This window comes from Afipia sp. P52-10 (assembly GCF_000516555.1).
GTDB lineage: Bacteria > Pseudomonadota > Alphaproteobacteria > Rhizobiales > Xanthobacteraceae > P52-10.
Genome location: NZ_AZSJ01000007.1, coordinates 605,731 through 625,440 on the forward strand (window position 1 = coordinate 605,731; position 19,710 = coordinate 625,440).

A 19,710-nucleotide genomic window follows, 5' to 3' on the forward strand; every position below is an offset into this window, starting at 1 on the left:
TGGGAGCCGCAACGCTGCCTCTCATCACGAGCATGAATCTCACGCGGCCTGGCGTTTCTCCGCAAGGTCGGCGAGCTGGCGCAAGATGTCGGTCGTGCCGGTGACACGGTGGTCGAGGCCGCTCCACTCCTCGAAGAACACCACCTTCATGTCCGGCCGCACCTTCGCCGACGGCCCCTGCTCACGGATGAATTTCACCAACCGGTCGGGGAAGGCAAACGCATTGTCGCGGAAACTCAGCACCACGCCCTTCGGGCCTGCGTCGACCTTCTCGATGTTGGCTCTACGGCAGTAGTTCTTGATTGCCGCGACCTTGAACAGGTAGCGCACCTCGTCCGGCAGCGGGCCGAAGCGGTCGCGCAGCTCGGCGCCGAAGTTCTCGATGTCCTCCTCGTTGTCGAGATCGCCGAGCCGGCGATAAAGCGAGAGCCGCACCGCGAGGTCGGCGACGTAGCTCTCCGGGATCAACACCGGCATGCCGAGCGTGATCTGCGGCGACCAGCGGTCGGCAACCGGCTCGCTCAGACCCGCCTTCAGGTTGGTGATCGCCTCCTCCAACATCGATTGATACAGCTCGAATCCGACCTCCTTGATATGGCCGGACTGCTCCTCGCCGAGCAGGTTGCCCGAGCCGCGGATGTCGAGGTCGTGCGAGGCAAGCTGGAAGCCCGCGCCGAGGTTCTCCAGCGACTGGAGCACCTTCAGCCGGCGCTCCGCCTGCGGCGTGATCTTGCGCTGCGCCGGCAGCGTGAACAGCGCATAAGCGCGCAGCTTCGAGCGGCCGACGCGGCCGCGCAGCTGGTAGAGCTGCGCCAGGCCGAACATGTCGGCGCGATGCACGATCAGCGTGTTGGCGGCCGGAATGTCCAGGCCGGACTCGACGATGGTGGTGGACAAGAGGATGTCGAACTTGCCGTCGTAGAACGCCGACATGATGTCCTCGATCACCGCCGGCGGCATCTGCCCGTGCGCGACCGCGACCTTCATCTCCGGCACATGCTTGTCGAGGAACTCCTTGGCCTCGGCGAGATCGTCGATGCGTGGGCAGACGTAGAACGCCTGACCGCCACGATAGCGCTCGCGCAGCAGCGCCTCGCGCACCATCAGTGTATCGAACGGCGCGACGAAGGTGCGCACCGCCAGACGATCGACCGGCGGCGACGCGATGATCGACAGTTCGCGCACGCCGGTCAGCGCCAGTTGCAACGTACGCGGGATCGGCGTCGCGCTCAGCGTCAGCACATGCACCTCGGCGCGCAGCTGCTTCAACCGCTCCTTGTGCGCCACACCGAAGTGCTGCTCCTCGTCCACGATCAACAGGCCGAGGTCCTTGAATTTAATGCTTTTGCCGAGCAGCGCATGCGTGCCGACGACGATATCGACAGAGCCGTCGGCGATGCCCTTCTTGACCTGCGTCAATTCCTTTGCCGACACCAGTCGCGAGGCTTGCGCCACGTTCACCGGAAAACCCTTGAAGCGCTCGGTGAATGTACGCGCGTGCTGGCGCGCCAGCAGCGTCGTCGGCACCACCACCGCCACCTGCTTGCCCTCCAGCGCCGCGGCAAACGCCGCGCGCAGCGCCACCTCGGTCTTGCCGAAACCGACATCGCCGCAGACCAGCCGATCCATCGGCCGGCCGGCTTCAAGATCATGCAGCGTCGCCTCGATCGCGGTAAGTTGGTCCTCGGTCTCGTCGTAGGGAAAGCGCGCGCAAAATTCGTCGTAGCTGCTTTCGGCCACCTTCAGCTTCGGCGCTTCGTGCAGCATGCGCTCGGCCGCGACCTTGATCAGATCGCCGGCGATTTCCTGGATACGCTTCTTCAGCTTCGCCTTGCGCGCCTGCCAGCCGCTGCCGCCGAGCCGGTCCAGCTCGACACCTGCCTGCTCCGAGCCGAACCGCGACAGCAGTTCGATGTTCTCCACCGGCAGGAACAGCTTGGTGTCGTTGGCGTAATGCAGCTCGAGACAGTCATGCGGCGCGCCCGCCACCTGCAACGTTTGCAGGCCGACGAAGCGGCCGATGCCGTGCTCGACGTGCACCACGAGGTCGCCGGTCGTCAGACTTGTGACCTCGGAGATGAAGTTCTCCAGCTTGCGGCTCGAAGCGCGGCGTGGCCGCACCAGCCGGTCGCCGAGGATGTCCTGCTCGGAGATGATGGCGGCCTCGTCGGTCTCGAAACCGCTCTCGATGCCCAGGATGGCGAGCGTCACCTGGTTGCGCGGCGTCGCCGCGACCGTGCGCCAGCTCCCGACGGCGACTGTGTCGATCAGCTTGTGGTCGCGCAGCACATGCATCATGCGCTCGCGCGAGCCTTCGCTCCACAGCGCCAGCGTCACCTTCTTGCGCGCGGCCAACAGGCCGTGGATGTGCGAGACCACCGCCTCGAACACGTTGACAGCGCTGTCGGCGCGCTCCGGCGCGAAGTCGCGCCCCTGCCGCGCACCCGCATCGATCACGTTGGCGCCGCCTTCCGGCAGTGCGAACGGCGTCAGCTTCGCTAGCGGCGCCTTGGCCAATCGTTGCGTCCATTCGGATTCGGCCAGATACAGCCGGTCCGGCGGCAGCGGCTTGTAGGGTGCGCCGCCGCCTGCCATCGTCATCGCCTCGCGCCGCGCCTCATAGTAGTCACCGATCTGCTTGATGCGCTCGCGCGCAACATCCTCGCCCTGATGCTCGATGGCGATCGCCGCCTCGCCGATGTAGTCGAACAGCGTCTCCATCCGCTCGTGGAACAGCGGCAGCCAGTGCTCCATCCCCGGATGCTTACGTCCCTCACTCACCGCCTCGTACAGCGGATCGTCGCGCTCCGGCGCGCCGAACGCCTCGACATAGCCCATGCGGAAGCGGCGGATGGTTTCGGTGACGAGTTGGAATTCCGACACCGGCATCAGATCGAGGCCGCGCATGTCGAGCAGCGTGCGCTGGGTCTCGGCATCGAAGGTACGGATCGACTCCAGCGTGTCGCCGAAGAAATCGAGCCGCACCGGCTGGTCGAGACCTGCCGGAAACAGATCGAGGATGCCGCCGCGGATCGCATACTCGCCGCTTTCGCGCACGGTCGAGGAGCGGTTGTAGCCGTTGTGCTCCAGCCAGCCGACGACGCCTTCCATGCCGATGACATGGCCCGGCGCGATCGACAGCGCCTGGCTCGCCATCACCGCGCGGGTTGGCACCCGTTGCAGCACCGCGTTGACGGTGGTCAGCACGATCAGCGGCTTCTCGGTGCCCTTCAGGCGCGACAGCCGCGCGAGTGTCGTCAGGCGTTGCGCGAGGATGCCGCCATGCGGCGACACGCGGTCATAGGGCTGACAGTCCCAGGCCGGGAACTGCAACACCTCAATGTCGGGGGCGAAGAACTCCAGCGCCCGCTGCAACTGCGCCATGCCCTGCCCATCGCGGCAGATCACGGCGAGGCTGACTGGTTCGCCCTTGCGCTTGGCGGCGGTCGCGCGTGCCAGATCGGAGACGATCAGTCCCTCGGCCCCGTCGGCGACGCTGGCAATGGTGAGAGCTGTGCCTGCCGCCAGCCGCTCGGCCGGCGATCTCGCAGGATGACGCGAACTGCTCATGCGCCATGTTCCCAGGCGCGGAAGTTTCGCATGCGTTCGAACAGGCTGCCGTCGTATTCGGCCGGGATCGGCCGCGCCCCCGTGAGCGCGGCATAGAGATCGGGGTCCGGCAGTTCGATCAGCCGCTCGAGCTGGTCCAGTTCCGCATCCGGCAACTCGGCCAGATGCGCGTCGGCGAAGCGGCCGACGATCAGGTCCATCTCGCGGGTGCCGCGATGCCAGCAGCGGAACAGGAGCCGCTTGCGTCGCGCGTCGAGCCCTTCGCTTGATCGTGTCGTCCCAGTCATCTGCAACCTCAATCCACAACGCCGAAAGCCCGGACGGGCCGGGCGGCTGTCATATAGCCCCGGTGGCGGCTAATGTCAGCCTCAGATCCATGGGAATGCTTCCATGGATGCAACCGGGCGTCGCAGCCGCAACTCCGGGTCCCGTTCGAACACGCGCTTCGCCAGTATCCTGTTCACTCCAACCGCTCAGTCATGCGCCCACCCCTGCTCAATCCCCTGTTCGCGCCCGTGACGAGCCTGTCCGGGGTCGGTCCGAAGCAGGACAAGCTGCTGCGCTACCTGCTCGACCGCAGCGACACGCCGCGGTTGGTGGACCTGCTGCTGCACATGCCGTCGAGCGTGATCGACCGTCGCGCCCGGCCGACCATCAGCGAGGCCGCGGTCGGCTCGGTGGTGACGCTGAAAGTCACCATCGACCGCCATCGTCCGCCGCCGAGCCGCCATTCACGTGCGCCCTACCTCGTCTACGCTAGCGATGCGACCGGCGACGTGGTGCTGACCTATTTCCGCGGTGACCGCTCCTATCTGGAAAAGCTGATGCCGATCGGCTCTGAGCGCTACGTCTCGGGCACCGCGCAGATGTTCGATGGCACCCTGCAAATCGTGCATCCCGATCGCGTGGTCGATGAGAAGGGCTTTGCGGCGATGCCGCTGATCGAGGCGGTCTATCCGCTCACCGACGGGCTGATGCTTGGTGCGCTGCGCCGCGCTGTCGCGCAGGCGCTGCCGAAAATCCCACGCATGCCGGAATGGATCAGCCCGGAGGTGATGCGGCGAACCGGCTTTCCCGCCTTCGCCGAGGCGCTGAACCGCATCCACATGCCGCAGACGCTGCAGGACATCCTGCCCGAGCAGCCGTTCTGGTGCCGCCTCGCCTATGACGAGTTGCTCGCCGGACAACTGGCGCTGGCGCTGGTGCGCGCGCAGTTGCGGCGGCCGGCGGGTGTGCGCAACGCGGGCGACGGCCATCTGCGCCGCAAGGTGATCGACGCGCTGCCTTATGCGCTCACGGCCTCGCAGCAGCAGGCTGCCGCCGCCATCGCCAATGACCTCGCCAAGCCGTTACGCATGTTGCGGCTGCTGCAAGGCGATGTCGGCTCCGGCAAGACCGTGGTGGCGCTGCTCGCTGCCGCCGCCGTCGCCGAGACCGGCAAGCAGGCCGCCTTGATGGCGCCCACGGAAATCCTCGCGCGCCAGCACCTGAAGACTATTGCGCCGCTCGCCGAGCGTGCCGGCATGCGGGTTGCGATCCTCACCGGTCGCGAGAAAGGCAAGAAGCGCAAGGACATTCTCGCGCGCCTTGCAGCAGGCGAGATCGACCTGCTGGTCGGCACCCATGCAGTCATCCAAGACGACGTGATCTACAAGGCGCTGGCGCTCGCCATCGTCGATGAGCAGCACCGCTTCGGCGTGCGCGAGCGGCTGGCGCTCACCGGGAAAGGCGACGCCGTCGATGTGCTGGTCTTGAGCGCGACGCCGATCCCGCGCACGCTGGTTCTCACCTACTTTGGCGACATGGACATCTCCGAGCTGCGCGAGAAACCCGCCGGCCGCCAGCCGATCGACACCCGCGCGGTGCCGATGGACCGTCTGAATGAGATGATCGATGCGGTCGGCCGCGCGCTCGATGCCGGCAAGCTGGTCTACTGGATCTGTCCGCTGGTGGAGGAATCTGAGACCATCGATCTCACCGACGCCGAGCAGCGCTTCAAGGTGCTGCAACAGCGGTTCGGCGAGCGCGTCGGTCTCGTGCATGGCAGGATGAAAGGCGCTGAGAAGGATCGCGTGATGGCGCGCTTCGCTGCACACGAGATCAATGTTCTGGTCGCGACCACGGTGGTCGAGGTCGGCGTCGATGTGCCCGACGCGACCATCATGGTGATCGAAAACGCCGAGCGCTTCGGCCTGGCACAACTGCATCAGTTGCGCGGACGCATCGGCCGCGGCAAGGAAGCCTCCACCTGCATCCTGCTCTACAAGGAGCCGCTCGGCGAGATGTCAGCATCGCGGCTGCGCGTGATCCGCGAGACCACCGACGGCTTCCGCATCGCCGAGGAGGACCTGAAGCTGCGCGGCGAAGGCGACGTGCTCGGCACCCGCCAGAGCGGCCTGCCGGGCTATCGCATCGCCCGCCCGCTGGCGCATGCGCAACTCATCGCGCAGGCGCGCGAGGAGGCAGTGCGTATCCTGCGCGAGAACCCGAAGCTGCAGGGCGAACAAGGCGAAGCACTGCGCGCGCTGCTGTATCTGTTCGAGCGTGACGAGGCGATCCCGCTCTTGGGCGCTGGATGACGCGCTCGGTCAGCACATCAGATGCTCTCGCTTGACGGGAAAGTTCTTGCCGTATTTCTGCCTTTTTTTATCGCAAAACAATAAAAATATGCCATCTATCAAAATGGACTCATCCGCGATGACCGTGATCACCCTGGCCGCTCCACCACCTCCTCCAGCCCCTCGCCTGCGGCGGATCGGGCAAGTCGTCGCTGTCGGCGCGCTCGCCTGCGCGGTGGCTCTGGTCATCGGCACCGCCGTTGTCTGGTCCAATGACGCCATGATCCGCCACGCGATTGTCTGGCCGGGTCCACTCGGCCTCGGACCGGTGACGCTCGGTTTCGACACCCGGCTGTTCGGTGCGCTGCTCAGCCTGCTCGGCGCAGCGCCGGCTCTCTACGCACTGGTGCAACTGTCGCGGCTTTTCTCGGCGTTCGCCCGCGGTGTGGTGTTTGAGGACGAGAATGTCGCCCGCATCCGCGCGATCGGCATCGCGTTGCTGGTCAAGGTCGCGCTGTCGCCAGCGATCCAGGTGCTCACCACACTCACCCTGACCATCAACAATCCGCCAGGCGCACGCAGCATCGCGCTCGGAATCGAGATGAACCACCTGTTGACGATTCTCGGCGGGCTGGCCCTCATCGCCTTTGCCAGCGTGATGCGTGAAGCGGTGCGCGTCGCGCGCGAAAACCACGAATTCGTGTGAGGCCGCCATGCCGATTGTCGTCAATCTCGATGTCATGCTGGCCAAACGCAAGATGCGCTCGCGTGAACTCGCAGCGCGCATCCAGCTGACCGAAGCCAACGTCTCGCTGTTGAAGTCCGGCAAGGTGCGCGGCATCCGCTTCGATACGCTGGAGCGCATCTGCGAGGTGCTGGACTGCCAACCCGGAGATATCCTGGAATACGTGCCAGTGACGGACCAGGATGGGCTCACGCGCGTGCCGTTCAAGAAATCCGCTTAAAAGAAGCATCGCGGTCCGGTCCAGCCGCATCGACGACCCAACGATGCCGGGTGCGGGCTACCTTACGGCGCATCCACCTTCTTCGGCGCGGCCGCCTGCTGCGCGATACGCGCCTGGTTCGCCATGTCCGCGAGCGCAACCACGTTCTTCTTGTCGTTGCTCCCCGGCTGCACTACGCCCGCCGACATGATCAGCGTCGCCGCCTGCTCGGCGGTCATATCCACCTCGATCACCGCGCTTTTTGGCACGTAGAAGAAGAAGCCGGTGGTCGGGTTCGGCGCACACGGCAGGAACACCGAAATGTGCTCCTCCTTGCCGGGCAAACGCACCGACACCTGCTCGCTCGGCGGCTGCGAGATCAGCACGATCGACCACATGCCCGGCGACGGGAATTCGACCAGCCCGACCTTGCGGAAGCTCGAACCCTTGCCTGAGAAGAGCGTCTCGAACACCTGCTTGAGGCTGCGGTAGATGGCGCGGACGATCGGCATCCGCCCAAGGATCATCTCGCCGATCTCGAGTACGGTCCGGCCGATCAGGTTTGCGGTGAGAAAGCCGAGCAGCGTCAGCGCGAACACCGCCACCACCAGGCCGGAGCCTGGGATCGGATACGGCAGGTACGTCTCCGGCCGATACGCGACTGGAACCAGCGGCCGCACCAGATCATCCACCCAGTTGATGAACGACCAGGTCAGGTAGATCGTGATCGCCACCGGGCCTGCGACAATCAGGCCAGTAAGGAAATAGGTACGCAGACGCCCCGCGAAGCTATGGCGGACCGGCGCCTCGAGGTCGTCGGGCGGCACCTGCTTGGATTCGTTACTCATCAGCCTGTCGTTGCGCCTCGGTTGATCGCGGAACCTGCGTATCGCGGCAGCATTTTACCAGAGTTTGATCTCCGGATGACAATTATCCGGCTTGCTATTCGACGGTTACGGATTTCGCAAGGTTTCTCGGCTGGTCGACGTCGGTGCCCATCACCACGGCGGTATGATAGGCCAGCATCTGCACCGGCAGTGCGTAGACCAGCGGCGTCACCGTGGCCGGCATATCGGGCAGGATGATGGTCTCGACCGAGTCGACGGTCGCGTGCGCCGCCCCCTTTGCATCGGTCATCAGGATGATCCGTCCGCCACGCGCGGCGACCTCCTGCATGTTCGACACCGTCTTCTCGAAGATGCGGTCGAACGGCGCGATCACCACCACCGGCATGGTCTCGTCGATCAGCGCGATCGGCCCGTGCTTGAGCTCGCCCGCGGCGTAGCCTTCGGCATGGATGTAGGAGATTTCCTTCAGCTTCAGCGCGCCTTCCATCGCCAGCGGGTAGCTCGTGCCACGGCCGAGATAGAGCACGTCCTTGCTCTTGGAGATGTCGCGCGCCAGCTTCTCGATCTGCGGTTCGAGCGCGAGCGTGGCAGCCATCAGTCGCGGTACCTCCACCAGCGCGTGCGCGAGATTCATCGCATCTGCATCGGAGAGCACGCCGCGCGCCTTGCCGGCGGCGATCGCCAGTGTCGCCAGCACCGTGAGCTGGCAGGTGAATGCCTTGGTCGAGGCAACGCCGATTTCCGGGCCCGCCAGCGTCGGCAGCACCACATGGCTCTCGCGCGCGATCGTCGAGGTCGGCACGTTGACGATCGACAGCACGTGCTGCCCCTGCTCCTTGGCGTAGCGGAGCGCTGCCAACGTATCGGCGGTCTCACCCGACTGCGAGATGAAGATCGCGAGATCGCCCTTCTTCAGCGGCGCCTCGCGATAGCGATACTCGGAGGCGATGTCGATATCGACCGGCAGCCGCGCCAGCCGCTCGAACCAGTACTTCGCCACTTGCCCGGCGATGCAGGCGGTGCCGCAGGCGGAAATCGAAATGCGTTCGAGCTGGGCGAAGTCGAACGGCAGTGCGGCGGGCAGCGCGATCGTCTCGGTCGCCATATCGAGATAGTGCGCGAGCGTATGGCCCACCACCTCCGGCTGCTCGTGGATCTCCTTCGCCATGAAGTGGCGGTAGTTCGCCTTGTCGACCAACAGGCTCGACGCGCTGGATTTCAGCATCGTCCGCTGGACGATGGTCCCCTGCTCGTCGCGCACGATGGCGCCGGCGCGGGTCATCACCACCCAGTCGCCATCGTCGAGATAGCTGATGGTATCGGTGAACGGCGAGAGCGCGATCGCGTCCGAGCCGAGATACATCTCCTTGTCGCCGAAGCCGATCGCCAGCGGCGCGCCCTTGCGGGCGCCGATCATCAGGTCGTCCTCACCCGCGAAGACAAAGCCGAGCGCGAAGGCGCCACGCAGGCGCGGCAGCGCGGCCTTCACCGCATCGACCGGCTTCAGTCCTTTGACGAGATAGCTATCGACAAGATGCACGACCGTTTCGGTGTCGGTCTCGGTCGAGAACGTCACGCCGGTCTTCTCGAGTTCCTCGCGCAGTTCGCGGAAGTTCTCGATAATGCCGTTGTGAACCACCGCAACCCGTTCGGTCGCATGCGGATGCGAGTTGGTCTCGCTCGGTCGGCCATGCGTCGCCCAGCGGGTGTGGCCAATGCCGCTGTGTCCTTGCAACGGCTCGCGCTGCAGCCGTGCCTCCAGATTCTTCAGCTTGCCTTCGGCGCGGCGGCGTTCGAGCCGGCCACCTTCGAGCGTGGCGACGCCTGCGGAATCGTAGCCGCGATATTCGAGGCGCTTCAGCGAATCGACCAGATGATCCGCAACCGGACCCTGCCCCAGAATTCCGATAATGCCGCACATGCGGTTCAGCGTCCTCGTTTCTGCAAGAGGTGCAACAAGCGGCTTTTCATACCCACTCGCGACACGGCAGCGTTACTCAAAATTTATTGCCGATTGCGACACGGTTAAGCCCGCGTCACTTGTAGACTCGTGTCACTTGCCTTTGCTTTTGGCGGCCTTGTCTGCCTTCGCACGCAGCTTCATCTCGCGAAAACGCTTCGCCCAGCCATCCTTGGTGGTCTGCTCGGCACGTTCGACCCGCAGCGCGTCGGCGGGCACGTCCTGGGTGACGACGGAGCCCGAGCCGACATAGGCACCGGCGCCAATCGTCACCGGCGCCACCAGCGCCGAGTTCGAGCCGACGAACGCGCCTTCGCCGATCTCGGTGTGATGCTTATCGAAGCCGTCGTAATTGCAGGTGATGGTGCCGGCGCCGATGTTGGCGTTAGCGCCGATATGCGCATCGCCGATATAGGTCAGATGGCTGACCTTGGCACCGGCGTCAATCGCCGCGGCCTTGGTCTCGACGAAGTTGCCGATCTTCGCGCCCTCGCCGAGCACGGTGCCCGGCCGCAGCCGCGCATACGGGCCGACCGAGGCATTCCGGCCGATCTTGGTCTGCACCGCGTGGGTGAAGGAATGCACCACGGCACCGTCCTCGATCTCAACACCGGCGCCGAGTACGACGAACGGTTCAATCATCACGTCCTTGCCAAATTTGGTGTCGGCGGACAGGTAGACCGTCTCCGGCGCGATCAGCGTCACGCCCTGCTCCATCGCCGCGTCCCGGAGACGCCGCTGCATCACGGCTTCGGCTTCCGCAAGTTGCGTCTTGGTGTTGATGCCCCGCACTTCGTCCTCCGTGGTTTCGATGACGGATGCTTTCAGGCCTTGTGCGTTGGCAATGGTCACGGCGTCGGGGAGATAATACTCGCCCTTAGCATTGGCGTTGCCGATCTTATCGAGCAGCGCGAGCGCGACCTTGCCGTCGAGCGCCATCACGCCGCCGTTGCAGAGCGTAATCGCCCGCTCCGCTGCGCTCGCATCTGCGTGCTCGCGGATCGCCTTCAACCGGTCGCCATCCGTGAGAAGCCGGCCGTATCCAGTCGGGTCAGCCGCCTGGAAGCCGAGCGCGACGACAGCCGAGCCGTTGGCGAGCGGTTCACGCATCCGTTGCAGCGTCGCCGCCGAGATCAGCGGCGTATCGCCGAACACCACAATCAGGTCGTCATACCCCTTCGCCAGCGCCTCGCGCGCGGCCAGCAGCGCATGCGCGGTCCCGAGACGCTCGCGCTGGATGAAGATCGCAGCATCGGGGCGCGCAGCCCGCGCAGCGGCGGCCACGTCGTCGCGGTCGGGCCCGACCACCACCGCTAGCGCCTGTCCCGCGCCCCTCGGCGCGGCCGCCAGCACATGCGACAGCAGGCTCTGCCCCGCGACCGGGTGTAGCACCTTCGGCAGCGATGAACGCATCCGCGTCCCTTCACCCGCTGCCAACACCACCGTCAGACTGCTTCTTCCGCTCATACCGTTCCTTCGAACCTCTGCGTTCAGGCCAGCGCCGTCATAGCCGAGGCTCGGGGCCGAACAAAGCCCTTTGCGGCATCCGGCGCTGCGGCGCAACCCGCCGGTTCCTGTTAGGCTTCGCGCATCGATTCGCGCCATGGCTGAGGAATGGCTGGGGACGCCGCACGTAAGATGGCCAAGATGGCTCACACCGAGACCGCGCCCGACAGGCCCGGCCCCGACGACGCCGAGGGTTGGCTGAGCACGCTCGTCGCCGACGAGGACGACCGCCCCTCACTGTGGCGGCTTGGCGTCTGGGGCGTTGCCGCCGTGGGCGCGCTGGTGCTCGGGATCATGGCGCTGCAGCTGCCGGTCAACGCGCAGCGCACGCTAACCGCGGCGGCCGAGTTCACAAGCCATGCCAGCCAGATCGAACGCGCGATCCAGGACAACCGGCTGGAGGCGCGGCGGCTGGCGGCGGCAGTGGAGACCTTGGGCAGCGACCGCGACCGCACCTTCACCCGCCTGTCGGCGCTCGAGCAGGGTCTCGACAGCGTGACCGGGTCGATCGGCCGACGCGAGGCAGAGCCCTCGCCTGTCCCTTCGTCCACATCTCAGTCGGCCCCTTGGCTCGGCGCCACAACAGCGCCGGTGCTCGATGCCGCATCGGAGACGTTTGCTCCCGCAGCGCCGGTCGCGAGCCCGGAAGCCACGCGCGAACAGGCGACTGCGGCCCACGCCGAACCACAGGCCGATGCCATTCCATTGATGCCGCCGCCGGTGATCCAGGCCGCAACCGCGACAGCCACGACGCTTGACGAGCCGGCCGCGCGCACCGACTTCGCGGTCGATCTCGGCGGCGCCCAATCGATCGATGCTCTCCGCGCGCTCTGGCGCGGTGTAAGCGGAGCGCACAAGGCGCAGTTCGATGGCTTACGTCCGCTGATCGCCGTACAGGAGCGCAAGAACGGGCTCGGCGTGCAATTGCGGCTGGTCGCCGGCCCTATCAAGGACGCGGCCAGTGTTGCGCGCCTTTGCGCGACGCTCGAGGAGGCTCAACGCGCATGCAAGACGGCGGCGTTCGAGGGGCAACGCCTGACGCTGCCGGCGGCCAAGCCCGCCGAAACCGCTCCACCTCCACGCAAGCCGAAACCGCAGAAGTCCGCGCAGACGCAGCCCCATCCGGAGCCCGCGCATACGCCGCCTCCAGCGCCGCCTGCCCCGCCTCCGGAACGCAGCTTCTCGCTGTTCGGCGTCGGCGGCAGTTGAAGCGCCGTCCAGTTTCGACCGCGATCAACGTGGAGATTGTGAGGCGGAGCGTTCCCTGAGCGTTGTCATTGCTGATGCAACGCGCTTTGGCCCGGCGCGGTGATGGCGTATACTCGCATCATGAAGAAAGAACCGTTCCGCCTGAGCGCCCTGCAGGTCCAGTGGCTTCTGATCGTCGGCTTCGCCACCGTCGGCTATGCCCTCTACCTGCGTTATCTCGCCATCGAGAATTCCCCGACTGCGCTGGCCTGCGACGCCGGCCTGCAGACATGGCTATGCAAGACGCGGCTGACCGCGACGTGGCTGTTCCGTCACTCGGTGTTCGGCGGCGCCGCGATCGTGATCGGCGTCCTGCATGTGCTGCGGCCCTCGATCGTCACGCTGACTGCGGGGCTGATCGTCGCCGGCGCCGGCATCGTGCTCTATAACATCGTCCTGTCGGGCATCGCCATTGGCCTGCTCATTCTTGGCTTTGCACGGCCCGCGCCCGCCACATCGTGAGCGCGAGCGCGGCGTAAACCACGCAGGTCCAGACCGACTGCCAGTTGTTGAAGCCTTCGTTGATGACGATGTAGACCGCCGACAGCAGCAGCCCGCCCGCGAACACCGCCTCCGCAATCGGCCGACGGCCCTCGGCGGGCCGGTTCAGCAGCATCAGCATGAACATCGGCAACACCGCCATGGTCAGCGCGGCGAACGGGAAGTCGCGGTAGCGCGGATCGAACACGAAGCCAAGCGCGGTTTCGAAGCCGATCACCGCGGTCACCGCAAGGCATAGGCCGAGCGGAATCGACAGCGGCGTGCGGTCGCGCATGTGCTGCGGACCGATTAGTTGCACCAGCGTCGGCAGCGGTCGGCCGGCGATCAGCGCGACGGCGGCGAACACCGGCGTCAGCACGCCCGCCGCCAACAGCGCGCCCCAGCGGACATAGGCTCCGGTGCTGAGACTTTCGACCAGCAGCTTGTCGGTTGCAACGCCGAACAGCACGCCGCCCGCGGTGGCTGAAAGCGCGATCGCCGCCCATGCGGTCCAGCGCGGCGCCCACGGCCTGCGGCGCTGCGTCAGGTAACCGACCAGGAAGACGAACGCGCAGTAGATCAGGCCGGCGCCGAGCTGCATGTTCCAGTGCGGGAAGTTGCTGACTGGCACGCCCGCCGGATACTTCAGCTCGCGGCGATCGGCATCGAATAACCCCCAGTAGCCGCCGACAGTCCCCTCCAGTGCCCGCTTCCAGGGTTGGTCGTAAGCCTCGATCAGGTTGACGCGAAACTTTTCCCGCCGGGCGAGATCGAGCACTTCGGAGATCACCCGCGCCTGGTTGGTGCGCGACGGCAGCGCCCCCTCGCGCATGCGGCCCGCACTCGGCCAGCCGGTCTCACCGATGATGATCTCCTTGTCGGGGAACGCCACGGCCATCCGCTTGCGAATCGAATCCACATGCGCCGCCGCATGCCGCGCCCGGACCGGAAAGTCCTCCCAGTACGGCAGGATGTGGATGGTGACGAAATCAACGGCGGCGTAGAGCTCGCGGTGCTTCAGCCAGAATTCCCAGACATCGGCGTAAGTGACCGGCACGTTGGGAAGCTCCGCCTTCACCTGGCGGATATAGGCGATCAGGTCGGGGGCGATCATCTCCCCGCGCAGCATCACCTCGTTACCGACGACGACCGAGGAAACCACCCCCGGATACTCTTTGGCGAGTGCGATTGCGCCCGCGACCTGCTGACGATTCTTCAGCCGGTCGCTGCCGATCCACAGGCCGAGCATCATCTTCAGCCCGGCCTTCTGTGCTTCCGCCGGTGCCTGGTCGAGGCCGTTGTCCACCGAATAGGTGCGGACGCAGCCGGTGACCTTGGCGAGCTGAGCGAAATCCTCGGCGATCTGCTGGGCGCTGACATGCAGCCCCGGATCGAGCGGACTCTGCAGCCCGCGGAAGGGTGCGTAAGATACGCATTCGAGCCGCGTCGTGGCGTCGATCGGCGGACGCGCCAGATGCACCGGCTGGGCGATCCACCACCACACGCCGGCAATGATACCCAATGAAACGATGAGAAGCGCAAGAGGCGTGCGAAGCGAGGACAGGTCAGTTCTCCCGGAACGGCGTCGATAGGCTTAACCGGCGAACGGTCCCGCCTCAACGCCCGTTGCAGGCGTATCGACTTCGACCCACCGATTATTCGTGCGGAAAAGTCCAATCAATCCTGCCATGAGGTCGCATCCGTACGGGATTGCTGGACAAGTGTCTGAATTTACGTCATTTGAGTCAGCCTGCGGCGTTGCGCGTGTCGCCGCATTGGGGACCAAATTGCGCGGCATCAATCTGCGTTGCCGCCCTGGCCAACAGGGGGCAGGATATTCTCGGGAACTTCATGCGTCTTGCAGCCTCTCCTTCTTTCAGCCGCGTCTTGCATTTTACGGCCCGCGCCGCAGTGACATGCGCGACGGTTCTCCTGATCGGAACCAGCGTTGTCCATGCACAAAGCGGCGATTTGCGGACACAGGAACAACAGCAGCCGAAACAGGGCGCAGCCAATTCGACGCAGCAGGATCAGGCCAAGGACAATCAGCGCAAGATCGACGAATTCGCAGAAGCCGCGCAGGCGATCAACGGCCCCGCCGGAAACCCCGAATGCGTCTGGCTCGGCCGCCGTGTCGTCGGGCTAATGTGGCGCGACGATCTCGACACCGCGTTCCGTCACCTCGACCTGTATGATCGGTTCGGCTGCCCCGGTGGCCATGTGCAGGCCGCGTTCCGCTGCCTGACGCGCTTTGGTGCGTTCGACCCGAAGGCGCCGGAAACCCTCACCGGCCGCGTGCATGCCTGCTGGATCAATCCTGCAATCCAGCCCGCGGCGACGACTGCCACCGCGCCTGCGCCGCAGCCGGCAACCCCGCAGGCGCCAGCTCCTGCAGCACCCGCGACGCCGCCGGCCGCGACCAACAACAAGTAACAAGACGGCGCGCGCAAGCAGCAACGGCGCGCGCGCCTGAACAAGCGTTCAGAATTTTTCGCGAATTTGCTGGCCGAAAGCCTTCAAATCGACACTGCGTCATACGAGTTGTTAAATCGTGCGGCATAGATACACTCCGAGGCCGCAGCCTTAGGCGAACCGAGGGGACGGGTTCGCTCCGCAGCAGTTCTGCCCCTTTTTAGGTTTGGTGCATGCGCGCCGTCGTTCTTGTTCTTGCTTGCGTCACCGCGCTCCACGCCGGGATCTGGGCACTCCTTCGCGATCAGCAGTCCGCAGCCGACTTCCGGGGAACGCTGCCGAGCGTGTCGTATGCGCCGTTCGAAGGCACCGGCCATCCCGACGTCGACAACATTCCCACCCAGGAAAAGATTCGCGCCGACCTGCGCAAGCTCGCGCCGCTGTCGCGGGCGATTCGTCTGTACTCCTCCACCGGCGGCGTCGAACTGGTTCCGCCGATCGCCAACGAGTTCGGCCTGAAGGTTACCGTCGGCGCCTGGATCGACAAGAACATCGACCGCAACGAGCGCGAGATGCAGGCCGCCGTCGCGCTTGCCAAACGCAACAGCAACGTCAACGGCATCGTCGTCGGTAACGAAACGATCTATCGCGGCGAGCAGAAGGTCGAGGACCTGATCAAGCTGATCCAGCGGGTCAAGCGCCAGACCGATGTTCCCGTCACCACCGGCGAGATCTGGAACATCTGGATCGAGCACCCGGAACTGGCATCCGCCGTCGACTTCATCGCCGCGCACATCCTGCCGTACTGGGAAGGCTTCTCGGACAAGCAGGCCGTCGATCAGGCGATGATCATCTACGAGAAGCTGCGCGCCACCTTCCCCGGCAAGCGGATCGTCATCGCCGAGTTCGGCTGGCCGAGCTCGGGTTACAACCTGAAGGCCGCCAACCCCGGCGCCTTCGAGCAGGCGATCACGCTGCGGAACTTCGTCTCCCGCGCCGAGAAGATCGGCATGGAGTACAACATCGTCGAAGCGATCGACCAGCCGTGGAAATACTTCGAAGGCGGCGTCGGTCCGTACTGGGGCATCCTCAACGCCGACCGCGAGCCGAAGTTCTCCTGGACCGGCCCGGTGGTGAACGAATCCTACTGGAAGATGGCGATGATCGCGCTGCTCGTCGGCGTGCTGTTGTCGCTGCCGATCCTGCGCCTGAACCGGCCGACAGTAATGCAGGCGCTGGTGCTGTCGGCCGCTGCCTGCGCGGTCGGTAGCTGGGTCGCGACCATCTTCGCCTATTGGACCACCCACTACTTCCTATTCGGGTCCGGCTTTGCTCTCACCCTTGGCATCGTCCTGCTGGTCCCCCTGATCTGCATCGCTATGGCGCGAATCGAGGAGATCGCCACCATCGCCTTCGGCCGCGGTCCAGAGAGGCTGATCAGCAAGCCCTTGACGCAGCCGGCTGAGTGGAATGGCGCGTTCCCAAAGGTGTCGATCCATATCCCCGCCTACTTCGAACCGCCAGAGATGCTGAAGCAGACGCTGGATGCGGTGGCGCGGCTGAACTATCCGAACTTCGAGTGCGTGGTGATCATCAACAACACGCCCGACCCGGCCTTCTGGCAGCCGATCCAGGATCACTGCCGCGCGCTCGGCGAGCGTTTCATTTTCATCAACGCCGAGAAGGTCGAGGGCTTCAAGGCCGGCGCCCTGCGCCTTGCCATGGCCCGCACCGCCGCCGACGCCGAGGTGATCGGCATCATCGACGCCGATTATGTGGTGCAGCCGAACTGGCTGATCGACCTCGTTCCCGCCTTCGCCGATCCGCGCGTCGGCATCGTCCAGGCGCCGCAGGACCACCGCGACGGCGACCGCTCGCTGATGCACTATGTGATGAACGGCGAATACGCCGGCTTCTTCGATATCGGCATGGTCGAGCGCAACGAGCACAACGCCATCATCGTCCACGGCACCATGTGCCTGATCCGCCGCTCGGCGATGGAAGCCTCCGGCGGCTGGGCTGGCGACACCATCTGCGAGGACACCGATCTCGGCCTCGCCGTCATCGAGCGCGGCTTCTCGACCCACTACACCAACACCCGCTACGGCCACGGCCTGTTGCCGGACACCTACGAGGCATTCAAGAAGCAGCGCCATCGCTGGGCCTATGGCGGCTTCCAGATCGTCAAGAAGCACTGGCGCCGCTTCCTGCCGGGCGCCAGCCTGTTGACGCCGGCGCAGCGGCGCGAGTTCAGCCTCGGCTGGCTGAACTGGCTCGGCGCGGAAAGCCTCGGTGTGCTGGTGGCGTTGCTCAACCTGATCTGGGTGCCGATCGTCGCCTTCGCCGATATCGCCATCCCCGACAAGATCCTGACGCTGCCGATCATCGCCGCCTTCGCCGTGTCGCTGATCCACTTCCTGTCGCTCTACCGCCTGCGCGTGCCGGTCGGCATCGGCCAGATGCTAGGGGCCATGATCGCCGCCATGTCGGTGCAGTGGACGGTCTCGCGCGCCGTCGCCGACGGCCTGATCAAGGACAACCTGCCTTTTGCCCGCACCTCCAAGGGCGGCCTGTCGCGGCTGTCGATCGAATTCCAGGCGTTCTGGGAGGCGGTGATCGGCGTGCTGCTGTGGATTGGCGCGGCGGTGCTGATCGTCACCAACACCAAGGAAGTGCGCGAAATCTACGTGTTCGCCTTCGTGCTGCTGCTGCAAAGCCTGCCGTTCCTGTCGGCGGTGGCGCTCGCGCTTTTGGAGAATTCGCGCATCAACCAGTTCGCCTTCTGGCGCAACGCCCGCATCCGCTCCGCCGAATTGATCGGCATCCGCCCGGTCGGCGTCCACCGGCAGATCGCTGCTGGCGCGAGCCAGCTCCAGGCCGAGCAGCATCAGGATGCTGCGCGCTAAGGGCATCGCCGAAAGGTAGGCAGCGCGCGGCGACACACCATCCGCATGCTGAAGGGCAACGCTTCAGGCGGCTATTACAGCGCAATCGTCCTCGCGCTGTGGCTCACTGTTAAAGCATGATCCTCGGCTCGAGCCGAGGGATGAATATCTTTTGGACAGCCGCTTCGTCCCTTCGCTGACGTGGCCGTTTCCGGTCCAGACCATACTTTAACTTTAGCCGCGGTACCGGATATCCGTAGCTCGCGATATCCGTAGCTCGCGTCTCCGATTTTCGTTTTTCACCTGCGCGCCCGTGGGGGCCGCGAGCCCCGGTACCAGAGGCGGCCGGCCCGCGATGCCCGGCGCGGCAGCGGCAAAACATCCCTGATTCTTGTTTTTTCGCCCGGCGCGCCCATGCGGCGGCCGCAGAGCCCGGATGAGCAGTTCCGGCTATCTTTTTGGCCCTGGTGCGGTTTTTGCCCTGTCCCGGCTTGGGAAAGACGGGCCAGACGACTTGACCCCTGCCCGCGCGGCTCTTACACAGCGCGGCTAGTGAGCGCGTAGCTCAGCTGGTAGAGCACGTGACTTTTAATCATGGGGTCGAGGGTTCGAGTCCCTCCGCGCTCACCATGCAGCAATAAAAACCAATGCTTTAAGACCAATAATATTAGATGGACGCTCGCAACGTGCCCTTAAATTGATGTCTCCACTTCTTGCACCTGAAATATTGCGCCTCAAAGCGGCGATCGTTGACAGTTTCAACAACGAACGCTGGATGGAATTAGGTGTTCTGACCGAATGCGCGGACACTATAAACAAGCACTCTCGACTTCTTCGTAGTCTAAGTTGGGGTGATCCCGACTACCCCGGAATGTCCTCGAAGTCGTTACCGCAATAATCCATCGTAATCCGGCCAAATGCTGAAGTCATTCGTTCATACGTCGATAATGGTATCGATGACGTTCTGAATATTTCCAGCAAACCCAAACCGGGACCGAAGATTGTCTTTCAACCACAGGTCTTTGATATTCCCGATCAATCGATCGATCATCAACTTGTTGCGTGATGATGCCTTTCGACAAGACGTTCGACGACGTCTTTGCGTCGATCAGGCTAGCTGCCAACTCTGTTGGACTACGATTGCAGCGAGCAAGCGACATTTGGGAACATTCTGCGATTATTCAGGACATTTTCAGCCTCATTTATAGGTCTACCGTCGTTATCTGTGACTTTACGGGCCGAAATCCGAACGTGTTTTACGAAGCAGGTATAGCCCACACGCTCGGCAAACACCTTATT

14 protein-coding genes and 1 tRNA gene are annotated in these 19,710 nt (G+C 64.7%); 9 read left to right on the forward strand and 6 right to left on the reverse strand.

Translation table 11 applies throughout. The annotated features are described in order from the left end of the window. Positions 1-39: 39 nt before the first annotated feature. The gene (gene mfd / locus X566_RS20095) at positions 40-3,570 is read right to left on the reverse strand and encodes a transcription-repair coupling factor (protein ID WP_034470927.1); all 3,531 of its coding nucleotides are present in this window, start codon (positions 3,568-3,570) and stop codon (positions 40-42) included. Next, positions 3,567-3,857 carry a succinate dehydrogenase assembly factor 2 gene (locus X566_RS20100; RefSeq protein WP_034470930.1) on the reverse strand — a complete coding sequence of 97 codons (291 nt, stop codon included), beginning with the start codon at positions 3,855-3,857 and terminating at the stop codon, positions 3,567-3,569. Before X566_RS20100 ends, mfd begins: the two co-directional genes overlap by 4 nt. A gap of 192 nt (positions 3,858-4,049) precedes the next feature. On the opposite strand from X566_RS20100, the gene recG reads away from it, so the two are divergent. From recG to X566_RS20115, 3 genes are read left to right on the forward strand one after another with little or no spacing between them, the layout of a single operon-like run. Beyond that, a complete protein-coding gene (recG, locus tag X566_RS20105) occupies positions 4,050-6,149 on the forward strand; it encodes an ATP-dependent DNA helicase RecG (RefSeq protein ID WP_034470933.1) in 2,100 nt (699 codons plus the stop codon). Between the two features lie 46 nt (positions 6,150-6,195). Further along, entirely contained in the window at positions 6,196-6,834 is a 639-nt protein-coding gene (locus tag X566_RS20110) for a DUF2975 domain-containing protein (protein ID WP_244434846.1), read from the forward strand. Between the two features lie 7 nt (positions 6,835-6,841). After that, complete coding sequence (locus tag X566_RS20115; protein WP_034470941.1) at positions 6,842-7,093, forward strand: helix-turn-helix transcriptional regulator; 252 nt, start codon at positions 6,842-6,844, stop codon at positions 7,091-7,093. A 62-nt stretch (positions 7,094-7,155) separates the two neighbouring features. On the opposite strand, the gene X566_RS20120 is transcribed toward X566_RS20115, so the two are convergent. The 3 genes from X566_RS20120 to glmU form a co-directional block, all read right to left on the reverse strand. Continuing rightward, positions 7,156-7,920: a DUF502 domain-containing protein gene (locus X566_RS20120; protein WP_081740366.1), complete on the reverse strand. Its 765-nt coding sequence runs from the start codon at positions 7,918-7,920 to the stop codon at positions 7,156-7,158. A 94-nt stretch (positions 7,921-8,014) separates the two neighbouring features. Then, entirely contained in the window at positions 8,015-9,841 is a 1,827-nt protein-coding gene (gene glmS, locus X566_RS20125; protein ID WP_034470944.1) for a glutamine--fructose-6-phosphate transaminase (isomerizing), read from the reverse strand. A gap of 132 nt (positions 9,842-9,973) precedes the next feature. Next, complete coding sequence (gene glmU, locus X566_RS20130) at positions 9,974-11,347, reverse strand: bifunctional UDP-N-acetylglucosamine diphosphorylase/glucosamine-1-phosphate N-acetyltransferase GlmU (protein WP_034470947.1); 1,374 nt, start codon at positions 11,345-11,347, stop codon at positions 9,974-9,976. A 180-nt stretch (positions 11,348-11,527) separates the two neighbouring features. Between glmU and X566_RS20135 the strand changes: the two genes are divergently transcribed. Both X566_RS20135 and X566_RS20140 read left to right on the forward strand, forming a co-directional pair. Further along, positions 11,528-12,595, forward strand: coding sequence for a hypothetical protein (locus X566_RS20135; protein ID WP_160170501.1), 1,068 nt, complete (start codon positions 11,528-11,530; stop codon positions 12,593-12,595). A gap of 120 nt (positions 12,596-12,715) precedes the next feature. Continuing rightward, entirely contained in the window at positions 12,716-13,096 is a 381-nt protein-coding gene (locus X566_RS20140) for a hypothetical protein (RefSeq protein ID WP_034472582.1), read from the forward strand. Here X566_RS20140 and X566_RS20145 read toward each other — a convergent pair. Continuing rightward, positions 13,056-14,645: a beta-(1-6) glucans synthase gene (locus X566_RS20145; RefSeq protein WP_244434873.1), complete on the reverse strand. Its 1,590-nt coding sequence runs from the start codon at positions 14,643-14,645 to the stop codon at positions 13,056-13,058. The two genes, X566_RS20140 and X566_RS20145, sit on opposite strands and share 41 nt — an antisense overlap. 320 nt (positions 14,646-14,965) lie before the next feature. Between X566_RS20145 and X566_RS20150 the strand changes: the two genes are divergently transcribed. From X566_RS20150 to X566_RS25615, 4 genes are all read left to right on the forward strand, one after another. Further along, complete coding sequence (locus X566_RS20150) at positions 14,966-15,547, forward strand: hypothetical protein (protein WP_034470953.1); 582 nt, start codon at positions 14,966-14,968, stop codon at positions 15,545-15,547. Positions 15,548-15,759: 212 nt separating this feature from the next. Continuing rightward, positions 15,760-18,432: a glycosyltransferase gene (locus X566_RS20155; RefSeq protein ID WP_034470957.1), complete on the forward strand. Its 2,673-nt coding sequence runs from the start codon at positions 15,760-15,762 to the stop codon at positions 18,430-18,432. A 533-nt stretch (positions 18,433-18,965) separates the two neighbouring features. Continuing rightward, a tRNA-Lys gene (locus X566_RS20160) sits at positions 18,966-19,041 on the forward strand. Positions 19,042-19,111: 70 nt separating this feature from the next. Then, positions 19,112-19,309, forward strand: a complete 198-nt coding sequence (locus tag X566_RS25615) for a hypothetical protein (protein WP_160170502.1) — start codon at positions 19,112-19,114, stop codon at positions 19,307-19,309. Positions 19,310-19,710 lie beyond the last annotated feature (401 nt).